The 16,147-nt window shown below is 62.5% G+C and carries 11 protein-coding genes; 4 read left to right on the top strand and 7 right to left on the bottom strand.

From position 1 onward, the window contains the following. Window positions 1-97: 97 nt before the first annotated feature. Window positions 98-997, top strand: a complete 900-nt coding sequence (locus KY501_RS47080; protein WP_224371668.1) for a hypothetical protein — start codon at window positions 98-100, stop codon at window positions 995-997. Window positions 998-1,061: 64 nt separating this feature from the next. Continuing rightward, on the top strand, window positions 1,062-2,006 hold the full coding sequence (locus KY501_RS47075) for a fatty acid desaturase (RefSeq protein ID WP_224371666.1): 945 nt from the start codon (window positions 1,062-1,064) through the stop codon (window positions 2,004-2,006). 47 nt (window positions 2,007-2,053) lie between these two features. Here KY501_RS47075 and KY501_RS47070 read toward each other — a convergent pair whose 3' ends face one another. Together KY501_RS47070 and KY501_RS47065 are read right to left on the bottom strand one after the other, a co-directional pair. Then, window positions 2,054-2,683 carry an immunity 52 family protein gene (locus KY501_RS47070; RefSeq protein ID WP_224371665.1) on the bottom strand — a complete coding sequence of 210 codons (630 nt, stop codon included), beginning with the start codon at window positions 2,681-2,683 and terminating at the stop codon, window positions 2,054-2,056. 118 nt (window positions 2,684-2,801) lie between these two features. Further along, entirely contained in the window at window positions 2,802-4,352 is a 1,551-nt protein-coding gene (locus KY501_RS47065; protein ID WP_224371663.1) for an FAD-dependent oxidoreductase, read from the bottom strand. A 942-nt stretch (window positions 4,353-5,294) separates the two neighbouring features. Here KY501_RS47065 and KY501_RS47060 point away from each other — a divergent pair. Further along, a complete protein-coding gene (locus KY501_RS47060; protein WP_224371661.1) occupies window positions 5,295-6,392 on the top strand; it encodes a phage exclusion protein Lit family protein in 1,098 nt (365 codons plus the stop codon). 105 nt (window positions 6,393-6,497) lie between these two features. Here KY501_RS47060 and KY501_RS47055 read toward each other — a convergent pair whose 3' ends face one another. From KY501_RS47055 to KY501_RS47035, 5 genes are all read right to left on the bottom strand, one after another. Then, window positions 6,498-7,556 carry a hypothetical protein gene (locus KY501_RS47055; protein WP_224371658.1) on the bottom strand — a complete coding sequence of 353 codons (1,059 nt, stop codon included), beginning with the start codon at window positions 7,554-7,556 and terminating at the stop codon, window positions 6,498-6,500. 105 nt (window positions 7,557-7,661) lie between these two features. Next, window positions 7,662-9,383 (bottom strand): hypothetical protein, encoded by a 1,722-nt coding sequence (locus tag KY501_RS47050; RefSeq protein WP_224371656.1) that lies wholly within the window; start codon window positions 9,381-9,383, stop codon window positions 7,662-7,664. Window positions 9,384-9,394: 11 nt separating this feature from the next. Further along, window positions 9,395-11,578 (bottom strand): phosphotransferase, encoded by a 2,184-nt coding sequence (locus KY501_RS47045; protein ID WP_224371654.1) that lies wholly within the window; start codon window positions 11,576-11,578, stop codon window positions 9,395-9,397. A 679-nt stretch (window positions 11,579-12,257) separates the two neighbouring features. Further along, the gene (locus KY501_RS47040) at window positions 12,258-12,944 is read right to left on the bottom strand and encodes a hypothetical protein (protein WP_224371652.1); all 687 of its coding nucleotides are present in this window, start codon (window positions 12,942-12,944) and stop codon (window positions 12,258-12,260) included. Window positions 12,945-13,337: 393 nt separating this feature from the next. Then, the gene (locus tag KY501_RS47035; protein ID WP_224371650.1) at window positions 13,338-13,931 is read right to left on the bottom strand and encodes an Lrp/AsnC family transcriptional regulator; all 594 of its coding nucleotides are present in this window, start codon (window positions 13,929-13,931) and stop codon (window positions 13,338-13,340) included. A 64-nt stretch (window positions 13,932-13,995) separates the two neighbouring features. Here KY501_RS47035 and KY501_RS47030 point away from each other — a divergent pair, with 64 nt between their 5' ends. Further along, window positions 13,996-16,128, top strand: coding sequence for a M3 family metallopeptidase (locus tag KY501_RS47030; RefSeq protein WP_224371649.1), 2,133 nt, complete (start codon window positions 13,996-13,998; stop codon window positions 16,126-16,128). Window positions 16,129-16,147: the final 19 nt, after the last annotated feature.

Raw genomic sequence — 16,147 nt, 5'->3', positions numbered from 1 at the left:
GTCACGCCGCCATCACGCCCCTTGTGGCAGAACGCGCACGCTCAGGCCGGTGGAGCCACGACAACGCGTATTCACGAAGACAAGGGGCGACAACATCATGAAGAGGATTCAATGGACGGGAACCCTGAAGTTGCTGCTGGCGGCGCAGGTGCTGGCGGTGCAGTTCCACGCGCCGCCTGCGCTCGCCAGCCCGACCCATGACATCCGGATTGCCAACGGGCTGTCCACCAACGGGCTGTCCACCAACGGGCTGTCCACCAACGGGCTGTCCACCAACGGGCTGTCCACCAACGGAGTGAACACGGCCGATTTCGCGACGTGGTTCCAGAGCGATCCGCAGCAGAAGGACTCTCTGATGAAGTACGTGGTGCGCTGTGGCTTGGAAGATGGCCAGAGCCTCTCCTACACGGACCCGGTCACGGCGATCAGCTACACCTGGAAGGGGCTGCTGGGCCTCACGCCGGGGTGGGCGGGGGGCGCGCCGGTGACGGAGGCGGAGCAGCAGGTGATGACGGCGTGCCTGGTGGCGCACGTGAACAAGTACGGAATGAGCGTTCCTCTGTCCGTGTTGGGGCGGAACTCGGAGCGGGAGGAGATCCCGTACAGCCAGGATGAGCTGGCGACGTACTCACTGCCCGAGGGGTGCTTCTTCGGCAATCTCTTCACGGGCGAGGGCCTCTTCGTGGGGAGGGACAGCAGTAGCCTGGGTGCCACGGAGAGCTCGCTGCGAGCCTGCGCCCTGATGTCCAGCGCCACCGAATCCGCGTGCGCGCCGGTGAAGTACGTCGGAACGTGCGCGAGCCTGTGCACGCGAGAGGGCACCGAGCCGTACTACGCAAGCTGCACGCTGAACGGAGACGCGTACCTGCCCATCACCACGAGGCTGCTGCCCGAGGAGGTGTACCAGTGCGGGGACGGGGTGTGCCAGGCGACCGAGCATTGCGGCACTGGGACGACGCGTGACAGCTGCGCGGCGGACTGCGGCGCCTGCCCCTGAAACGAGCCCCTTGCGTCCCAACACCTCGTTCCCTCCGATGGGGAGCTGAGGTACGGTGGGCGCCATGTCCAATGGCTTCATCTGGTCCAGCGCGGACGAACCGCACGCCACGCGGCGGCGCGAGATGCTTCGCGCGCACCCCGAGATCAAGGAACTCTACGGCCCGTGCTCGCGCACGAAGTACGTCTGCACGCTGCTCGTCGGGCTGCAGCTCTCGCTCGCCTTCCTGCTGCGTGACGCGCCCTGGTGGCTGATTGTCCTGGTCGCCTACTTTGTGGGCGGAGTGATCAACCAGGCGCTCCTCCTGGCCATTCACGAGATCTCTCACAATCTCGCGTTTCGCAAGCCCTGGCACAATCGCGTGTTCGGCGTCTTCATCAATCTGCCCGTGGGTGTGCCGGTCGCGGAAACGTTTCGCTACTACCACCTGCGCCATCACACCCATCAGGGTGACGAGCGGCTCGACACGGATCTCCCGACGGAGTTCGAGGGGCGCTTGCTGCGCCATCGCATCACCAAACTGATCTGGCTCTCGTGCCAAGGCTTTGCCTACGCGCTCCGCCCGATGTTCGTGGATCCCAAGAAGCCGGCGGCTTCCGAGATCGCGAACTTCCTCGTGCAGGTCGCGTTCAACGTGGCCATCTTCTATTTTTGGGGCGGCAAAGCGCTTGCCTATCTGCCGATCAGCTCACTGATCGTCATGGGGCTCCATCCGATTGCCGGACACTACATCTCGGAGCACTACGTCTTCCGCGAGGGACAGGAGACCTACTCGTACTACGGGCCGCTCAACGTGCTCGCGTTCAATGTCGGCTACCACAACGAGCACCACGACTTCCCCTACGTTCCTGGCTCGCGCCTGCCGAAGCTCCGAGCGACGGCGCCGGAATTCTACGACGGTCTCATGTCGCACAAATCGTGGACGGCGACGCTGTGGCACTTCGTCATGAACCCCAGCCTGGGCGGTTACAGCCGCATCAAGCGGCGCGTGGAGCGGCGGCGAGAGTAGCGCCCAGACTCCTGCGGCGCACCCGTGCCGCTCGACGGTGCGCCGGGTTACCCTGCCGGCCAGGGCTGCAACGGCTGCAGCAGCCCGGCCCGGTCCAGCAAATCGTGGACGCGAGCGGCCAGCGTCACGTGCTCTGGGTTGGAAGCGGTGAAGCGCTCGGGGGTGAGGATGACGAGGGTGCCCTTGTCTTCCACCGGTTCGATGCGCACGGGGGCAGGCAGTGGGGGCACTGTGCCGCGCAGGCGAGAGAAGTACATGACCCAGCCCACCGAGGTGCCTGCGGGCATGACCTGCTCTGAAATGAGGTCATCATATTGGTGAGAGGAGACCACTCCCCACTCCGGCTCCCACGCCAAGACCATGGCGCGCAGCACCGCCGCCATCACGGAAGCGGTCAGCACCCGCTCGCTGATCGGCCCCTCATCGTAAGGCCTGAGCACGCAGGTGGACGGAAGGTGAAGGGAGGAATGGCCGCAGTTGCCATCAACGAGGGAGGGAGCATGTTGCGTGATGGCCTTCTTGAACTCCTTCTCGCTCACCGCCACCGGCTCCACGCCGCGGCGTGGAGTATGGACGCTGGGTTCGCCCTGGCCGGTGTCCAGGCGGACGACGCCCCTTGTTGAAGCGCTGCACCCTGAGAGGAACGCGAACAGCAGTACAAGCGCCCAGCGCCGCATGTAGGCCTCCTGGCCATGGCCCCCGCGCTCCGGGAGTGCCACCCGAGATTACAAGGGGGCTGTGACGGGTCCGTCAATCACGGGGCTCGCGGACACCACGGCGCGGCATCCTGTACGTTCAACCTCTCCGGGTAGCCGCCGCGAGCGCCTCGGAGAGCAGTCGCTCCGCGTCGCCCGAGGCCTCGCCCCACCGCGCCGCCACCATACCATCGGGGCGGATCAACGAGGCGCCCGAGGATCCGACGCCATAGGCGCCCTGCCACCCGTCGACGAGGTGGGCGTGGAGCGGGACGCCCGTGCGCTCCGAGAGAGCCCGGCTCGCCTCGAGCCAGCTCCGCTCCCCCGCCAGCAGGACGAAGCTCGCGCCGAACAGATCGATCGTCGACAGCGGGGATTCCCCGGACGCAAGCCACACGTGTGGCGCGCGCGTGCCGGGCTCGCCGCTCAGGGACAGCTTCTTCGGCAGCGGCTCGTCGGAGCCATAGCCGTAGCCGAAGATGATCACCTGGGCGCTGACCGCTCCATCGTCCTCTGGCGGCGCGTCTCGCTTCATGAGACGCAGCGAGAGGAGGGTGGCCTGGTTCGCGGTCGCGGCGGCGACCGGGCGGCGCTCGGAGTCATAGGTCTCCAGCAGCGACGGCCCGGCATGCCCCTTCAACACCGCCGCGAGCTTCCAGGCCAGGTTGCCCGCATCCTGGATGCCGGTGTTGGCGCCGTGTCCTCCCGTGGGAGGCATCTGGTGCGCCGCATCCCCGGCGAGGAACACGCGCCCCGAGGAGAAGCGCTCCGCCACCCGCTCCGCTGCCTCCCATGGGAATGTGCCCAGGAGCGTGGGAACCAGCTCCGGCAGCCCCGTGGCGAGGCGGATGAGGCGCGTCCAGCGCTCCTCGGTGAAGTCGGCGGGCGTCTCGCGCGGCGCATCGAGCTTCGTGGTGTAGCTCCACCGGTCCTTCACGTCCGTGGGCACGAGAACGCCGCCCGCCTCCGGGTGCTTCAGCAGCGCGAATACGAACGGGTGCTCCTTGCGCACGGGGGACAGATCCGCGTGGAAGAGCGTGGACACGTTGTGCCCCAGCGAGCCCCGGCCCTGCTGCCGGATGCCGAGCGCCTCGCGAACGAAGCTGCGCACGCCATCCGCCGCCACCAGGTAGTCGGCTCGGACCGTGTACGCCTCACCCGTCGCCCGGTCGAGCACCCGGGCGCTCACGCCCTCCGCGTCCTGGGTGAACTCCTTCAGCTCGTGGCTGAACCGCACCTCGGCCTGCTGCTCGCGCGCGGCCCGCAGCAGGATGGGCTCGAGCCGGTCCTGTCCCAGGTAGACGTGCGGACACGGACTGAGCGTCGAGCTCTGCGCTGCCGGCGCCGCGGGCATCCACGAGTACACGGGCCCCGCCAGGGTGAGCGCCACCAGCTGGCCACCACCCTCGAATCTGGAAGGCACGCCCCCCACCCGCTCGATCTCCTCTCGCGCGCACGTCGAGCGGAACAGCTCGATGGTGCGCACGTGGAAGCCGCGGGCTCGGGGGTGGATGGAGGTGCCCTCGTGCTTCTCCAGGACGAGGGCCTTCACGCCGTGGTGCGCCAGGAAGAGCGCCGTCGACAGCCCGACCAAGCCGCCGCCGACGATGAGTACCGGGACGCGCTCCTCTCGCGAGGTCTTCTCGTGCATGCTCCGGCTCTTAGCGCGCTCCCCTGGCGTGGTCTCGGCGAAAACGCGTGCCGGAACGGCGAAGCTTGCCACCCGATGCACTGCCGTCACATGCGCCCGCTTCGAACTCCGCCAAGCCCACTCTGGGAGTGCCGTGCTGGGCAGTCTTACGGAAACGGCGCTCGACTGGGTTGGATCGCTCTCGCCAGATGCTCCGAGCGGCGGGGTCGATTCCCGTCGCCTCCGCAGGTCAGAGGGATTGCGCACCGGCGGCAGGCGTGAGCGCTCGTCCGTGTCCCTCTGCAACCCGTCCGGCGCGGGCTCCGGGTGGGTACTGCCGCACCTGGAGCAACATGTAAATGGTGGCCGCGCACAGCCTCCAGATCATCCCTTGTGCGGAGGATTGTGCGAAAGGGACGTGGAGAGAACTGAGGCGTTCCAAGCGGGGCAGTCTACCTGCGGCCGTGGAGACCTAGCTACCTGTTCGCTCCCTCTGCAGCTATCCTGGAGGCCGAGGCTTTGTCCGTTGGCTTGCCGCGACCACTCTTTCTGGAAGAGAGCTCATGTCCAATCGATCCAAACTCGATCCATACTTGCGCAGCCGGATAGACTTCATGAGGAGCACCCAGAAGCCGATGGAAGATTTCCGGCTGTCCTCCCACCTTTGGGGGGAATAAGAGCCCGTGCTAGTGCAAGTTAGCGATCCTTCTTGGGCTCCACGACCAGGGGTGGAGTTCAAGATCAGCTCACGAATGGGCTCTACTCTTGCTGGGCACGCCTCGCATGAGGGCTGCGCGATCCCATCGCAGGCCAGCACATCCTCAGCATCGAGGCCAGCCGGGAATAGGCCGAGGAAGAGAGCATGGGCCCCTTTTTCGATGAAGTGCGTCCCCCTGTTGATCTTGTGGAAGATCGAGGCACCCATGCGCTCATCGCGACTATCTACGACAGTGTGGAGAGATCATGAACGACAAACTTCACGCGCGGCTCAGGGAGATCCGGCGGCAGTCAGTTGCTTCTTTGCATGCGGCGGCACTCCATCAAGGCATGTCCGCCGACGCATTGGAGCGTCGCATCCTGGGGAAAATCAAGGAAGACAGGCGAAGGGAATTGTCCGAGCATCCTTTACTGGCCGATCGAGAATTCATCGAACGCATCCTCGCATGCCAAAATCTGGAGGAGGCGCTTGCATTTACAGAGACCGACCTTCAGCGCTTTTTCGCCCATGACATCATTGATGCAGTCCAGAATTTTGGAATCGCGGTGGACTCGGACTACCTACGCTCCATTGCACAGCGTCTAGAACTTGGTTACCCCCCAGACTACCCGATCCCCAAGCTTATTCTGGCGCTGATCGAGCACGTTCCCGTCATGTGGTTGTTCAACAGCGGCTTCAGTGCGTTTTTCACGCCGCGTTTTGAATTCGATGAGATCCCGGTTGTCCAGTATCACCATGAGGCGGATTCAGTGTTGTCTGTTTGTGTGCACGCCGTACTAGGCCGCGCACTGACACAAACAGAGCACGGAATCGACATGTTGTCAGGTGAGGCTTTGGCGGCGCTCGCTGGGGGAGAGAATATTGATGAAGACGTCAGCGAACTCATTCGCGTACTCAATGGAGGATTCATCGAGGCGCGGACTCTTCAGTCAGCGATCTCTCGATCGCCAGAGGGCCGTCATATGTTGCAGGTTATCCTGAGCCTGATGAATATTTTCATTCTATCGCACGAATATGCACATATGTTACTCGGGCACGTTCGAATCGGCCTCTGTCACCGCGCCGAATACGAGGCCGACCTCTTTGCTTCGGCTGTCCTCTCAACTGCCCGGTTCAGAAACCTGTATCAGGAGACTTGGTTCGCGATAGCAATCATCTTTCTGGTGCTTGATATCGATATTCGGGGGAAAGAGTCGCCGACTCACCCCAAGCCCCTTGACCGATTCAATGCGCTGGCGAACCGGACCGGTCACGGAGATGCTTTCCGTCAAGTGCTCCGGATGCTTGCGTCGCTCCTCAATCCGAGCCTGAAACGCCAGCTTGGATATGAAGTTCGAGTCTGATCGTGAGGATCTCCAGGACTTGCCCCCTAGCCTGCGATCCGTGGCCGTGCAGAGGGTGTGCGCCTGCTGTAACTCCGTCAGCCCTTAATCCACTGAAGAGCCAGCCTAGGTCTCTCTTTGGAGCTTGCGGATCTCCTCCATGGATGCAGCCATCCTGGTGCGTAAGCTCTTACTTATCACGTTCGACAATCGCGACTTCTCGTCAAGCATGCTATTGATGATGTTGGCAGGAACCGCTCCCGAATTGAAAGCGATAGGAACTATGACGTGGGGCGGAAGAGCCCTCTCCAAAAGAGCAAGGAGGAAGGCACCTTCGGATTTCTTTACTGCTTCCTTGGAAATGCGGCGTTCGCGTTGGGAATTCGCTAGATCAATGAGACGGTGCTCCAAAAACAGGTACCGAATACTTGGGTGAGGATGCGTTGCCTTCTCATGATAAATTAGAAGGTTGTGGCCTGCAGAATCTTCCGAGGGCGGAACGGCATCCATCTCAGCGAACAAGGCGAAAAGCAACCGGGCAACGAAAGTAAAACTTGTCAGGATGGCAAACTCCGACCCGCGCTGGTAGCGCGGCAGCTTCTCTCTCACAGGGAGCATTAGAGTGGACAGGATGTAGAGAGCGGTGTCATCGGCATCGAGTTCCAGCGCCTGCCGTTGGATGGCAGGAATGGAGTTCAGCCGTCGTTCTTCCGCTGCCTCGACTGAGGCTCGCGTTTCCCACAGGCGCGCACCGAACTCAAGCCGATAGTATGAAACATGGCCCTTTGCAACATGGGCCAACTCATGGAGCGCAAGAAAATCCATCGCAAGCATGGTCAGATACTCAACAAAATCGGTTGAGGTGCTGAACGCATCTTTCTTCCAACCCAGGAGAACCCAGGGCTTGGGGTTTCTAGCATGAAAGACTTCAATGCACTGGGAGAGAGTGTTTGCAGTAACTGTCCAGGCACCAGTAAAGATCTCGACCTCAATCTCCTCGGGTTGATCGGGAATTGTGTAAGCGCCCGCGTTGAGTTCTGGGTAATCAATTGTCTGGAAGTAGAGTTCATCGGACAGAAGGCCGATGCCCGGCAGATTGCTGATGACGCCGACAAAAGACTCGTCGCCAAAGCAAAGCTCCCATAGCACGTCAAGGGAGGGGGCTTCTATAAGACCATATGTCAAGTTTTCTCCGGAAGTAGTTCTCGAGTTCGAAGAGCAGGCCCAAAGCCTCTGTCCTTTTTCTGCGCGTGCTCTACTGCTGAGCCACTATCGGCAAATGGCTCCCCACTACGCGGAGGACTCGTCGGTCTTATCAAGCCAGAAGCCATTCCCGAAGCGACCTTCTTCGCGCAATGTATGACCAATGATGCGCTGCAGTGCGGTGAGCCAGGGAGAGAGGAAGTTGCTGTCGAAGTGTGTATTCGAAAAACGCTTCTGCGTATATTCAATGACGGCCTGTCGGAACGGTGTGCTGCAAGGAGTAAAATATAGCACGTCCGGTTCGTCTCGAGCGGCGAAGCAAAGGATCTCCGTATACGCGTCTTTCGATGAATCGAGCCGGGCCTTCAGATAGGTGAGATGCAGTTCTGCTCCGCGGGCGCCGTGATGTGCGATCAGGGCGAAAGGATCAGCATCAATGAGGACCGCCATGCGCTGAACTGGCACTTCCGCAGACAAGAGCCAGGTGCGTACCCAGTTGGTCCCAAGCAACACGCTAAGCGCACATACGGCCTGGACGTTGATGTGACGGAAACTCTTCAGAACGGATGGCGCGTCTTGAGGAGTCAGGAGCAGCAACTCCACCTGCGGTTCCTGGCCCTCCGGTACCCAGCGGCGGCGCAAGGCGACGATCACTCCATCCGCCGCAGTGTCAAGAAGTTCCTTTCCTTTGAGTGGCGCATAGAGGAAGCGGGCCTTGGCCAAAGGCATGACGATAAGTTGCACCCAACGGTGCTCACCCGCCTCAAGCACGAAGAACTCGGCAACGGATGGACGATGTGTTGCGAGGCTAATGAATGTCGCTGGCAACGGTCTATCGTGGACAACAAGCTGCTCGCGGCGAAAGTCGACGAAGATGACTTCTTCGTCATCTTGGCGAGACGCTGGCATGGAGAAGCGAGTCTTGAGGCTGTCTCCAGACCATGCCTCAATCTTCGCAACAAGCTCAACAGCCCCATCCTTCTGACTATCGAAGAAGCAAGGCGCGCACCCCTGTGCGCCGAGCACCTCGGCGAAGATGTCAAATGCGGCCTTGCTGACTGCGTCCATCATAGTCGTCTCGGTGCCACGCCAGATCTGCCGCTCACTGGCGGCATCTATCCGAGGTGAAGCGATCTGAGCCAATCTGCCACCAGCGTCGAGGAGCATCGCGTCCATGACCGCAATGGCTCTGCTTATAACTGAGGGGGTCATCAGAACGGCGAAGCGCTGATCTGGCAACCCGATTATGCCCAGATCAATATCTGGCCACTCAGCGCATGGAAGAGCCCGCAGGGTCTCATAGATCGGGGTCTGCATAGCCGCTCGCGCGCACGAGGTCAACGCAATGGTACAGAAGATCGGTCGGCTGGCACTGCTCGGAAACGACTCATCGAAAGATGCAAGCAACGGCTGGTAGTCAGGGTACGAGTCCAGCAGATTCGCCTTGAGGGTGCCGCGGCTCGCATTGGATACGGAGGCAATCGTGGCATACGTCTCGTGCGTCGTGCGGGAGACGTCAAGCATCCGATTGACCAATTCCTGGAACCCTGCCTGTCCAGCATCTGCGAGTGCACCAGCGAAGATCATTGCATTACCGTGACACGTACTCGCATTAAGAAACGCGTGGGCACTCTCATGCCACGACACCATCCGCGCTACATCGGAAGCTCGATCGTCGCCAAGCGAAACCAGTCGCTCGTTCTTGGTTGGGTCGTATAGTCCTTGAGGCACAGGGCCATCGCCTTCCTTGCGAAACACACTGGCAAGGAGAAGCGAGCATCGACCGAGTTGGGGCAAGGGTGTGGACACCAAAAGCTCCTTTACGAATCGAGTTCGCCTGTCACTAATGCATCGCGCCACACCTTCGTTGCGCCGATCGGTACCAGTTCGAAGCTACTGGCGAGTGTCTGACTGAATTCGATGAGCGACTCGAGCAGCTCGGCGTCGACAGCCCTACTGGGAGCGATGTCAATGTCAGTATAGCTCGCGATCCTATGGTTTCTGAGCGACTGAGCGACTACATGATCGATATTCAGCTGGAACAGTTCTGGCCCGATTTCGCCAGCTTTACCAGTGACATGCAGACCATATTTCTCGCGGAAGGTCGTGTGCTCGATAACGGGCTCAAATGCGCTCTTCCCGATTGGAACGATTCTCGCCGCGAGGCCAATCGGATTGGCGGTAGGTCCCTCTGAGCTTGATGCACGGAATTCGTCGAGGGTCAGCGCCAGTTTATCGATCCAGTTGAACTCCAGCCGGACGATGACACCCGTCTTCTCCAGCGCGACTAGCGGAAGCTCGAGATTGAGCGCGCAGACCTCATCCGAAGTAGTCCAAGTCATGAACTCGCTCGTCTTGACGCGCTCACGCAATGAGAGCATCCGCGGGATCAGCCGCTTCTTCGAGTGTGCATCCTTAAGATCCCAATAGCGGTCGATACTTTGGAAGCCGGTGCTGCGGGCATAGCGCTTGACGATCAACGCGCCCAGTGGCTTTCCCTCACTGTTGGAAAGACGTCGGTGGAGAGCAGCGAGCCCGTCGCTTGAGGTAGGCATGAGGCGTGCTTCGTGCTCCAGGGACAGTTCCGCTGGCTTGCCCTCGCGGTTCGACCGCGTTGGCTCCCAGTGCAGCGTCTGGAAACCGCGCCGATCTTCGCCTGCGCGCACCTGCGGTGCATGCGCTCGGACCAACACGCGGGCATGAGCGAGCGGCTCCGGTTCAAGTTCCGAGCGAGGGGCAATTGGTGCTCTGTGCTTGGCGACAGACAAGCTGCCGCGCAAGCGGGCGCAGAACTTTGCAAGCCAGTGTATGCCTTCGCCATAGAGCGCGAGCGCGGCTTCGGGTCGCCCCTTCTTCAACCGTCCTTCAGGAAGGCCAAGGAGATTGGCTGCCATTCCCAGCTCATATCGAGCAGCCCAGTGCTTGTCGCCTCGCTTCGCGGCAAAGATTTCCGCTCGACTGAGGCAGGCGTCGACCACCGGCCTTGTCCAGGTGGGCAAGCCGAAGCGGAAAGCTAGTTCGGCTGACCCATCGTTGTCAGTATAAGAGACCGACAGGGGCATATCCGGGTGGGGCTTTTCAATCGGCCCCGTCGCCTCCACGAAATGCGTGAGCTTCGCGATATCGAAGAGGTAATCGCCGGTCTGCCATTCCTTGGGGTCGATCAGCTTCACCTCGACCGTCGATGAATCAGTGCGCAGCAAGAGATTTCCGGGATTGGGATCACCATGCACGACTGTGCTGAATGGAGGAGTGATCGTACCAAGGAATGAGGCGCTCTCAGTTAGCAGATCGAGATATGCCTTCCACGGTTCGAATGGCGTTCCGTTGATCGACAGTGGTTGCGAGCGGAAGCGCGGATCAAGGTTCGCCGCCGCGACGAGCCTGGTCTGAATCCGACTCACATAGTCTGCATTGAGGCTTGGCAACGTTCGCTCGTCCCAGCTGGCGTCATAGCCCATAAACAAAATGTCCAGGACCGTATTGACCAGACGGACCGCCTGCGCATCGGGGATCGGGAGCGCGCCAGGCTTCGGATAGAACCGATCCTCGAGCGACTGCCAACCGTCCGCGCTCGGAAAGTACTCCATCAGATAGGCATAGGGTGGCCTGTTTCGAACAGCATAAACGACTGGCCACGCATTCCTGAAGCGCTCTGGGAGAGAGCCGTTCCGGATTTTGCGCATCATCTCTCCTTCAGCTGCGAGTTTCGCATTCTGCTGATCGAGCTTAAAAACAAATGGAGCGTGGAGCGTGAGCAGAGCTACGACCTCTGCAGTGTTGCCGCCGCTCAATGCGAGTCTGTCTATCCCTGGCTTGTTGAGCGGAAAACCCAATGCGACCGCCTCACGGACCAGTTCATCCGCGATTGCCGATGGATCGATGCGACGAGCGTGCATTTGGAAGCCAGGTCGCCTCATAAACTCTGGTGAGGTCTCCTTCGTCAACCCCTCCTCGATGATCGCTGTAAGTGCGTCCCCAAGCGTTTCGCTAACCCTGTTCATGTCGCCCTCTATGTTTCTGGTAGCTACCCCTTGATCAGCGATACTACTAAGAGCGCCTAACAAAAGTAAGGTTTGAGGGGGATTCACCCCTTGGCCCCCTCGGGCCCTCTCGGGCGGACCGTCCCATCTCTTACTTTTGTTAGGCGCTCTAAAACTTTCGACGACAGTGAGGCTCCCCAAGCTCGGGCAGAGCCGAAGCCACAAGGGCGCCCCCAGCGCCTTTAAGGCCCTCGTCAGTGCTGTGGGACTGCGCTTGCGCAGCGTGGCCCCACAGGCGTGGCTCTCTTGCCTACCTGGATGCTCACCACGAGCGGAGCGTCGGCGTGTCCAGCTTGGTCGATCATCGCGAAGCCCCAGCGCTCACCACGTCCGTCATGCATGTTGCACATATATATGTCGCAGGAACCTGCGGAACGAGATGGGACAGGACGGGACGACACTGGACGCGGCGGGACAACGACTCCCAAGCATTCCGGGCGGTTGCGACGTAAGGGCGCGATTCTGCTAGAGGTTTCGCACCACCCGGCGCGGCGGCGCGGGTTCGATTCCCTCCGCCTCCACCTGGCAACCTGTGAAGGCACAGGACCCTGCCTGAAACCGCGGCACCGCGCCCCTTCTCTCAGGAGCGCGGTGCCAGGACTGCGTCACTCCTCATGCCGTGGAGCTGCGCAGGCTCCACCTACTTCGCCTCGCCCTCGGGAGGAACCACCGCCGCCAGTGCATTGAGCAGCGTGGGCACCTGGCGCACCGGGATGCTCGTGATGTCAAGCACCGCCGAGCCCTTCTCATTGCGCACCAGCGTCTTGACCACCACTCCCTTCGGGAACTGGCCACTCAGCGCCTCCTGGTACTGGTTGGCCAGCGCCAGATCCTCCTCCGGCAGCGGCTTGCTCGAGGCCGGCTTGCGCTTGCGCTGGATGGCCCTGCGCATCTCATCCACGCTGCACGCCGAGAAGGCCTTGGGCGTCACCGCCCCGTTCTCCCCCGGCACCTCGATGACGGTGCCACCCGGCTCCGCATGGTCGATCTTCAGGTCCGCCACCTCCTTGTACGTCAGCAACAACTCCAGGCAGGTGACCCCGAAGCGCACCGCCGTCTTCTCGTCGAAGCTCGCCGCCACCGCCGCGTACCGACGCAGTGACGTGTTCGACAGGTCCGGCAGCTTCTTGCTCAAGTAGTCCAGGACGTTCTTGTAGCCCGCTGCCTCCGCCAGCTTCTTCTCGACCGCGCGGTTGTAGAGCTGCCCCATGCCGTAGTGGTTGGCGTTCTCCTCCCTCATCAACCGCACCAACTCGGAGTGGAACTGCTCGAGCGTCAGCTCCTCCGTGAGGGTGGTCTTCACATTGACATCTCTGAACTTCTTCAAGCTGAACATCTGAGGTCTTTCCCCCTTGCAGGCCGCAGGAATACGGCCTGAGCCAGCGGTGGAACCGACTGGCCGGAACCCGACAAAGCACGCGGCGCGCCAACGGCTGGCTCCTCGGGAAATCAACCCCTTACATGCGTGGCGCCCCCCGCAACAGGCTGCGGCGGGAGGGGGCACCGTCCGAGAACTCGGACTGGACAGTCCATACTCTGGACGGGTCAGAAAACACCTACGCTCGTTTGCCACTGCCCCACTGCCCACCAGTGGGCACCCGAGCCCGTTTGCCACTGCTCCACTGCCCACCAGTGGGCACCCGAGCCTCGCTTGCGCGAGCCCGCTGCGGGCTGACCGAGGAGGGCCTTCGCGATGCTCGACGAAGGGCGAAGCTGCTGCTCACCGGGAGGTCGGGCGCCGGGAAGCCGGCCGAGTTCGCCTGTCGCGCTTCCGGGGAGACTCAGGAGCCAGGGGGGCTTCGTGGGGCAAGTCGCCGATGAATCCTCCCTTGGGCGGAATGCCAACGCCGTGCGCGTGGTCCACTGGCAGCCCCAGGCGCGTGTATGAGAACACCAGTGACGTCTCGATGCGGCTCACCTCCGGCCGGCTGGTGAAGGATAGGATGGTCAGACGCCGCAGGTGATCGGTATCCCGGCAGACCACGTGGACGAGGAAGTCCGTAGTGCCGCCGAGGCAGTAGACGGCCCGCGTCTCCGGCAGAGAGCGCAGGTGCTCTCCGATGTTGCCGAAGGCCTCACCCACGTGGAGGCGGAGCTGGACGGCGATGAGCGCTTGCAGCCCGAGCCCCAGCGCGTCGGAGTCGAGGTCCGCCTGATACGCCTTGATGACGCCGTCCGACTCCAGCTTCCGTACCCGCATGAGGCACGACGAGGGGGCAAGCCCCACCTGCGCGGCCAATTCCTTGTTGGACAGCCGAGCATTGTTCTGAAGGGCACTCAGAATCGCGCGATCGATTCGGTCGAGCTGTGGCATCGAGGTCTCCGGGGCGAATTCTCTTCGATGGAGGAGCGACAACCCGAACTCATATTCTGTTTCCATGATTGGGAACAGAATCGCAGTGTGCATCTTCTTCGTGGCGGGCCTGGCGTCCGCTGCCCAGCCCACCCCTGCCAACCCGCTGCTGGAACCTTGGACGGGTCCCCATGGCGGCGCGCCACCCTTCGACCGGGTGAAGGTGGAGCAGTTCGAGCCGGCGTTCGCGGTCGCGATGGAGGAGAGCCGGCGCGAGATCGCCGCCATCGTCCGCACGAAGGGGGCCCCCACCTTCGAGAACACCATCGCCGCGCTGGAGGACGCAGGCCGGACGTTCAACCGCGTCTACGAGGTCTACAACGCCTGGTCCAACGTGATGAACACGCCCGACTTCCAGCAGGTCCAGCGCACCATGGAGCCCCGGCTCTCAGCTTTCTGGGACGAGCAGTCACAGGATCTGGCCCTCTTCCAGCGCGTCCAGGCCGTTCATGACTCTCCGGAGATGGCGCGGCTCACGCCCGAGCAGCGCCGCCTCGTCCAGTACTACTACCGGGACTTCGCCCGCTCCGGCGCGAAGCTCGATGCCGCGGGGCGCAAGCGCGTCGCCGAGCTCAACCAGCGACTGGCCGCTCTGTACACATCGTTCCGGCAGAATGTGCTCGCCGACGAGGCGAGCGCGGTGATCATCGACAACGAGGCAGACCTGGCGGGACTGCCGGAGGCGCTGCGCAAGGCCGGGGCGACGGAAGCCGAGGCACGCGGGCTGAAGGGCAAGTGGGTGGTGTCCAATACGCGCTCAGCGGTGGCGGACTTCCTGACGTACCTGGACAACCGGGCGCTGCGGGAGAAGGTGTGGCGCAACTACGACAGCCGGGGCGACCACGGGGACGCGCACGACAACAACGCCATTGTCAGTGAGATCCTCGCCCTGCGAGCGGAGCAGGCACGGCTGCAGGGCTACCCCACGTACGCGCACCGGCAGCTCGAGGCGACGATGGTAGGCACGCCCGAGCGTGCCCTGAAGCTGCTGATGGACACATGGGCCCCCTCCGTGGCCCAAGTGCGCGCGGACATCGCCGCGATGAAGGAGCTGGCGCAGCGCTCTGGAGTGACGGGGGAGATCGCCCCGTGGGACTACCGCTACCTGGCGGAGAAGGTACGCAAGGCGAAGTACGACTTCGACGACACGGAGGTGAAGCCGTACCTGCAGCTGGAGAAGCTGAGAGAGGGCATGTTCTGGGTGGCGGGCGAGCTGTTCGGCTACACGTTCGCCCCCGCGGCCGGAGTTCCGGTCTACCACCCGGACGTGAGAGTCTTCGAGGTGAAGGAGCGTGCGAGCGGGCGTCACGTGGGGCTGCTGTACTTCGACCCTTATGCGCGGCAGGGCAAGTACAACGGAGGCCAGACGGACCCGTACCGCGTCCAGGAGCGGTTCCGAGGAGAGGTGACGGCCATCGTGTCGAACAGCCTGCCCTTCGTGAAGCCCGGGCCCGGCGAGGTCGCCCTGATCGGCTGGCGCGACGCGCAGACGCTCTTCCACGAGTTCGGCCACGCGTTGCACATCCTGAACTCCCAGGTGTCCTATCCCTCTCTGAGTGGCGGCCGCGTGGTGCGCGACTACGGGGAGTTTTCAGGCAAACTGTTGGAGCGCTGGGTGACGACGCCCGAGGTGCTGGGGCGCTTCGCGGTGCACCACAAGACGGGCAGGCCGATGCCGCCGGCCCTGCTGGCGAAGATCCAGAAGGCCGCGACGTTCAACCAGGGCTTCTACCTGGTGGACTTCCTCACCTCCGCGCTGGTGGAGATGAAGCTGCACCTCACGAAGGAACAGCCCGTGGACCCGGACGCGTTCGAGCGCGACACGCTCCAGCAGCTCGGGGCCCCGGCGGAGGTCGGCATGCGGTTTCGGATGCCGCACTTCGGCCATGTCTTCACGAGCGAGGCGTACGCCGCCGGCTACTACACGTACCTCTGGGCGGACATACTGGCCGCCGACGCGTTCGAGGTCTTCAGGCAGGCCCAGCGGCTGAACGATCCCAAGCTGGCAGCGCGACTGCGGCAGCACGTGTTCTCGGTGGGCAACACGGTGGACCCGTTCGAGGGCTACCGCGCGTTCCGCGGTCGGGACGCCACCAGCGAGGCACTCATGCGCGAGCGCGGCATCCTCGTCCGGGCGCTCGCCAAGGATCGGGACTAGCGCTACCCGGACTGCCACG

It is taken from the genome of Hyalangium versicolor, assembly GCF_020103695.1.
GTDB classification, from domain to species: domain Bacteria; phylum Myxococcota; class Myxococcia; order Myxococcales; family Myxococcaceae; genus Hyalangium; species Hyalangium versicolor.
Note: the sequence above shows the minus strand (reverse complement) of the source record. Positions and strands in the feature narration are given on the sequence as shown.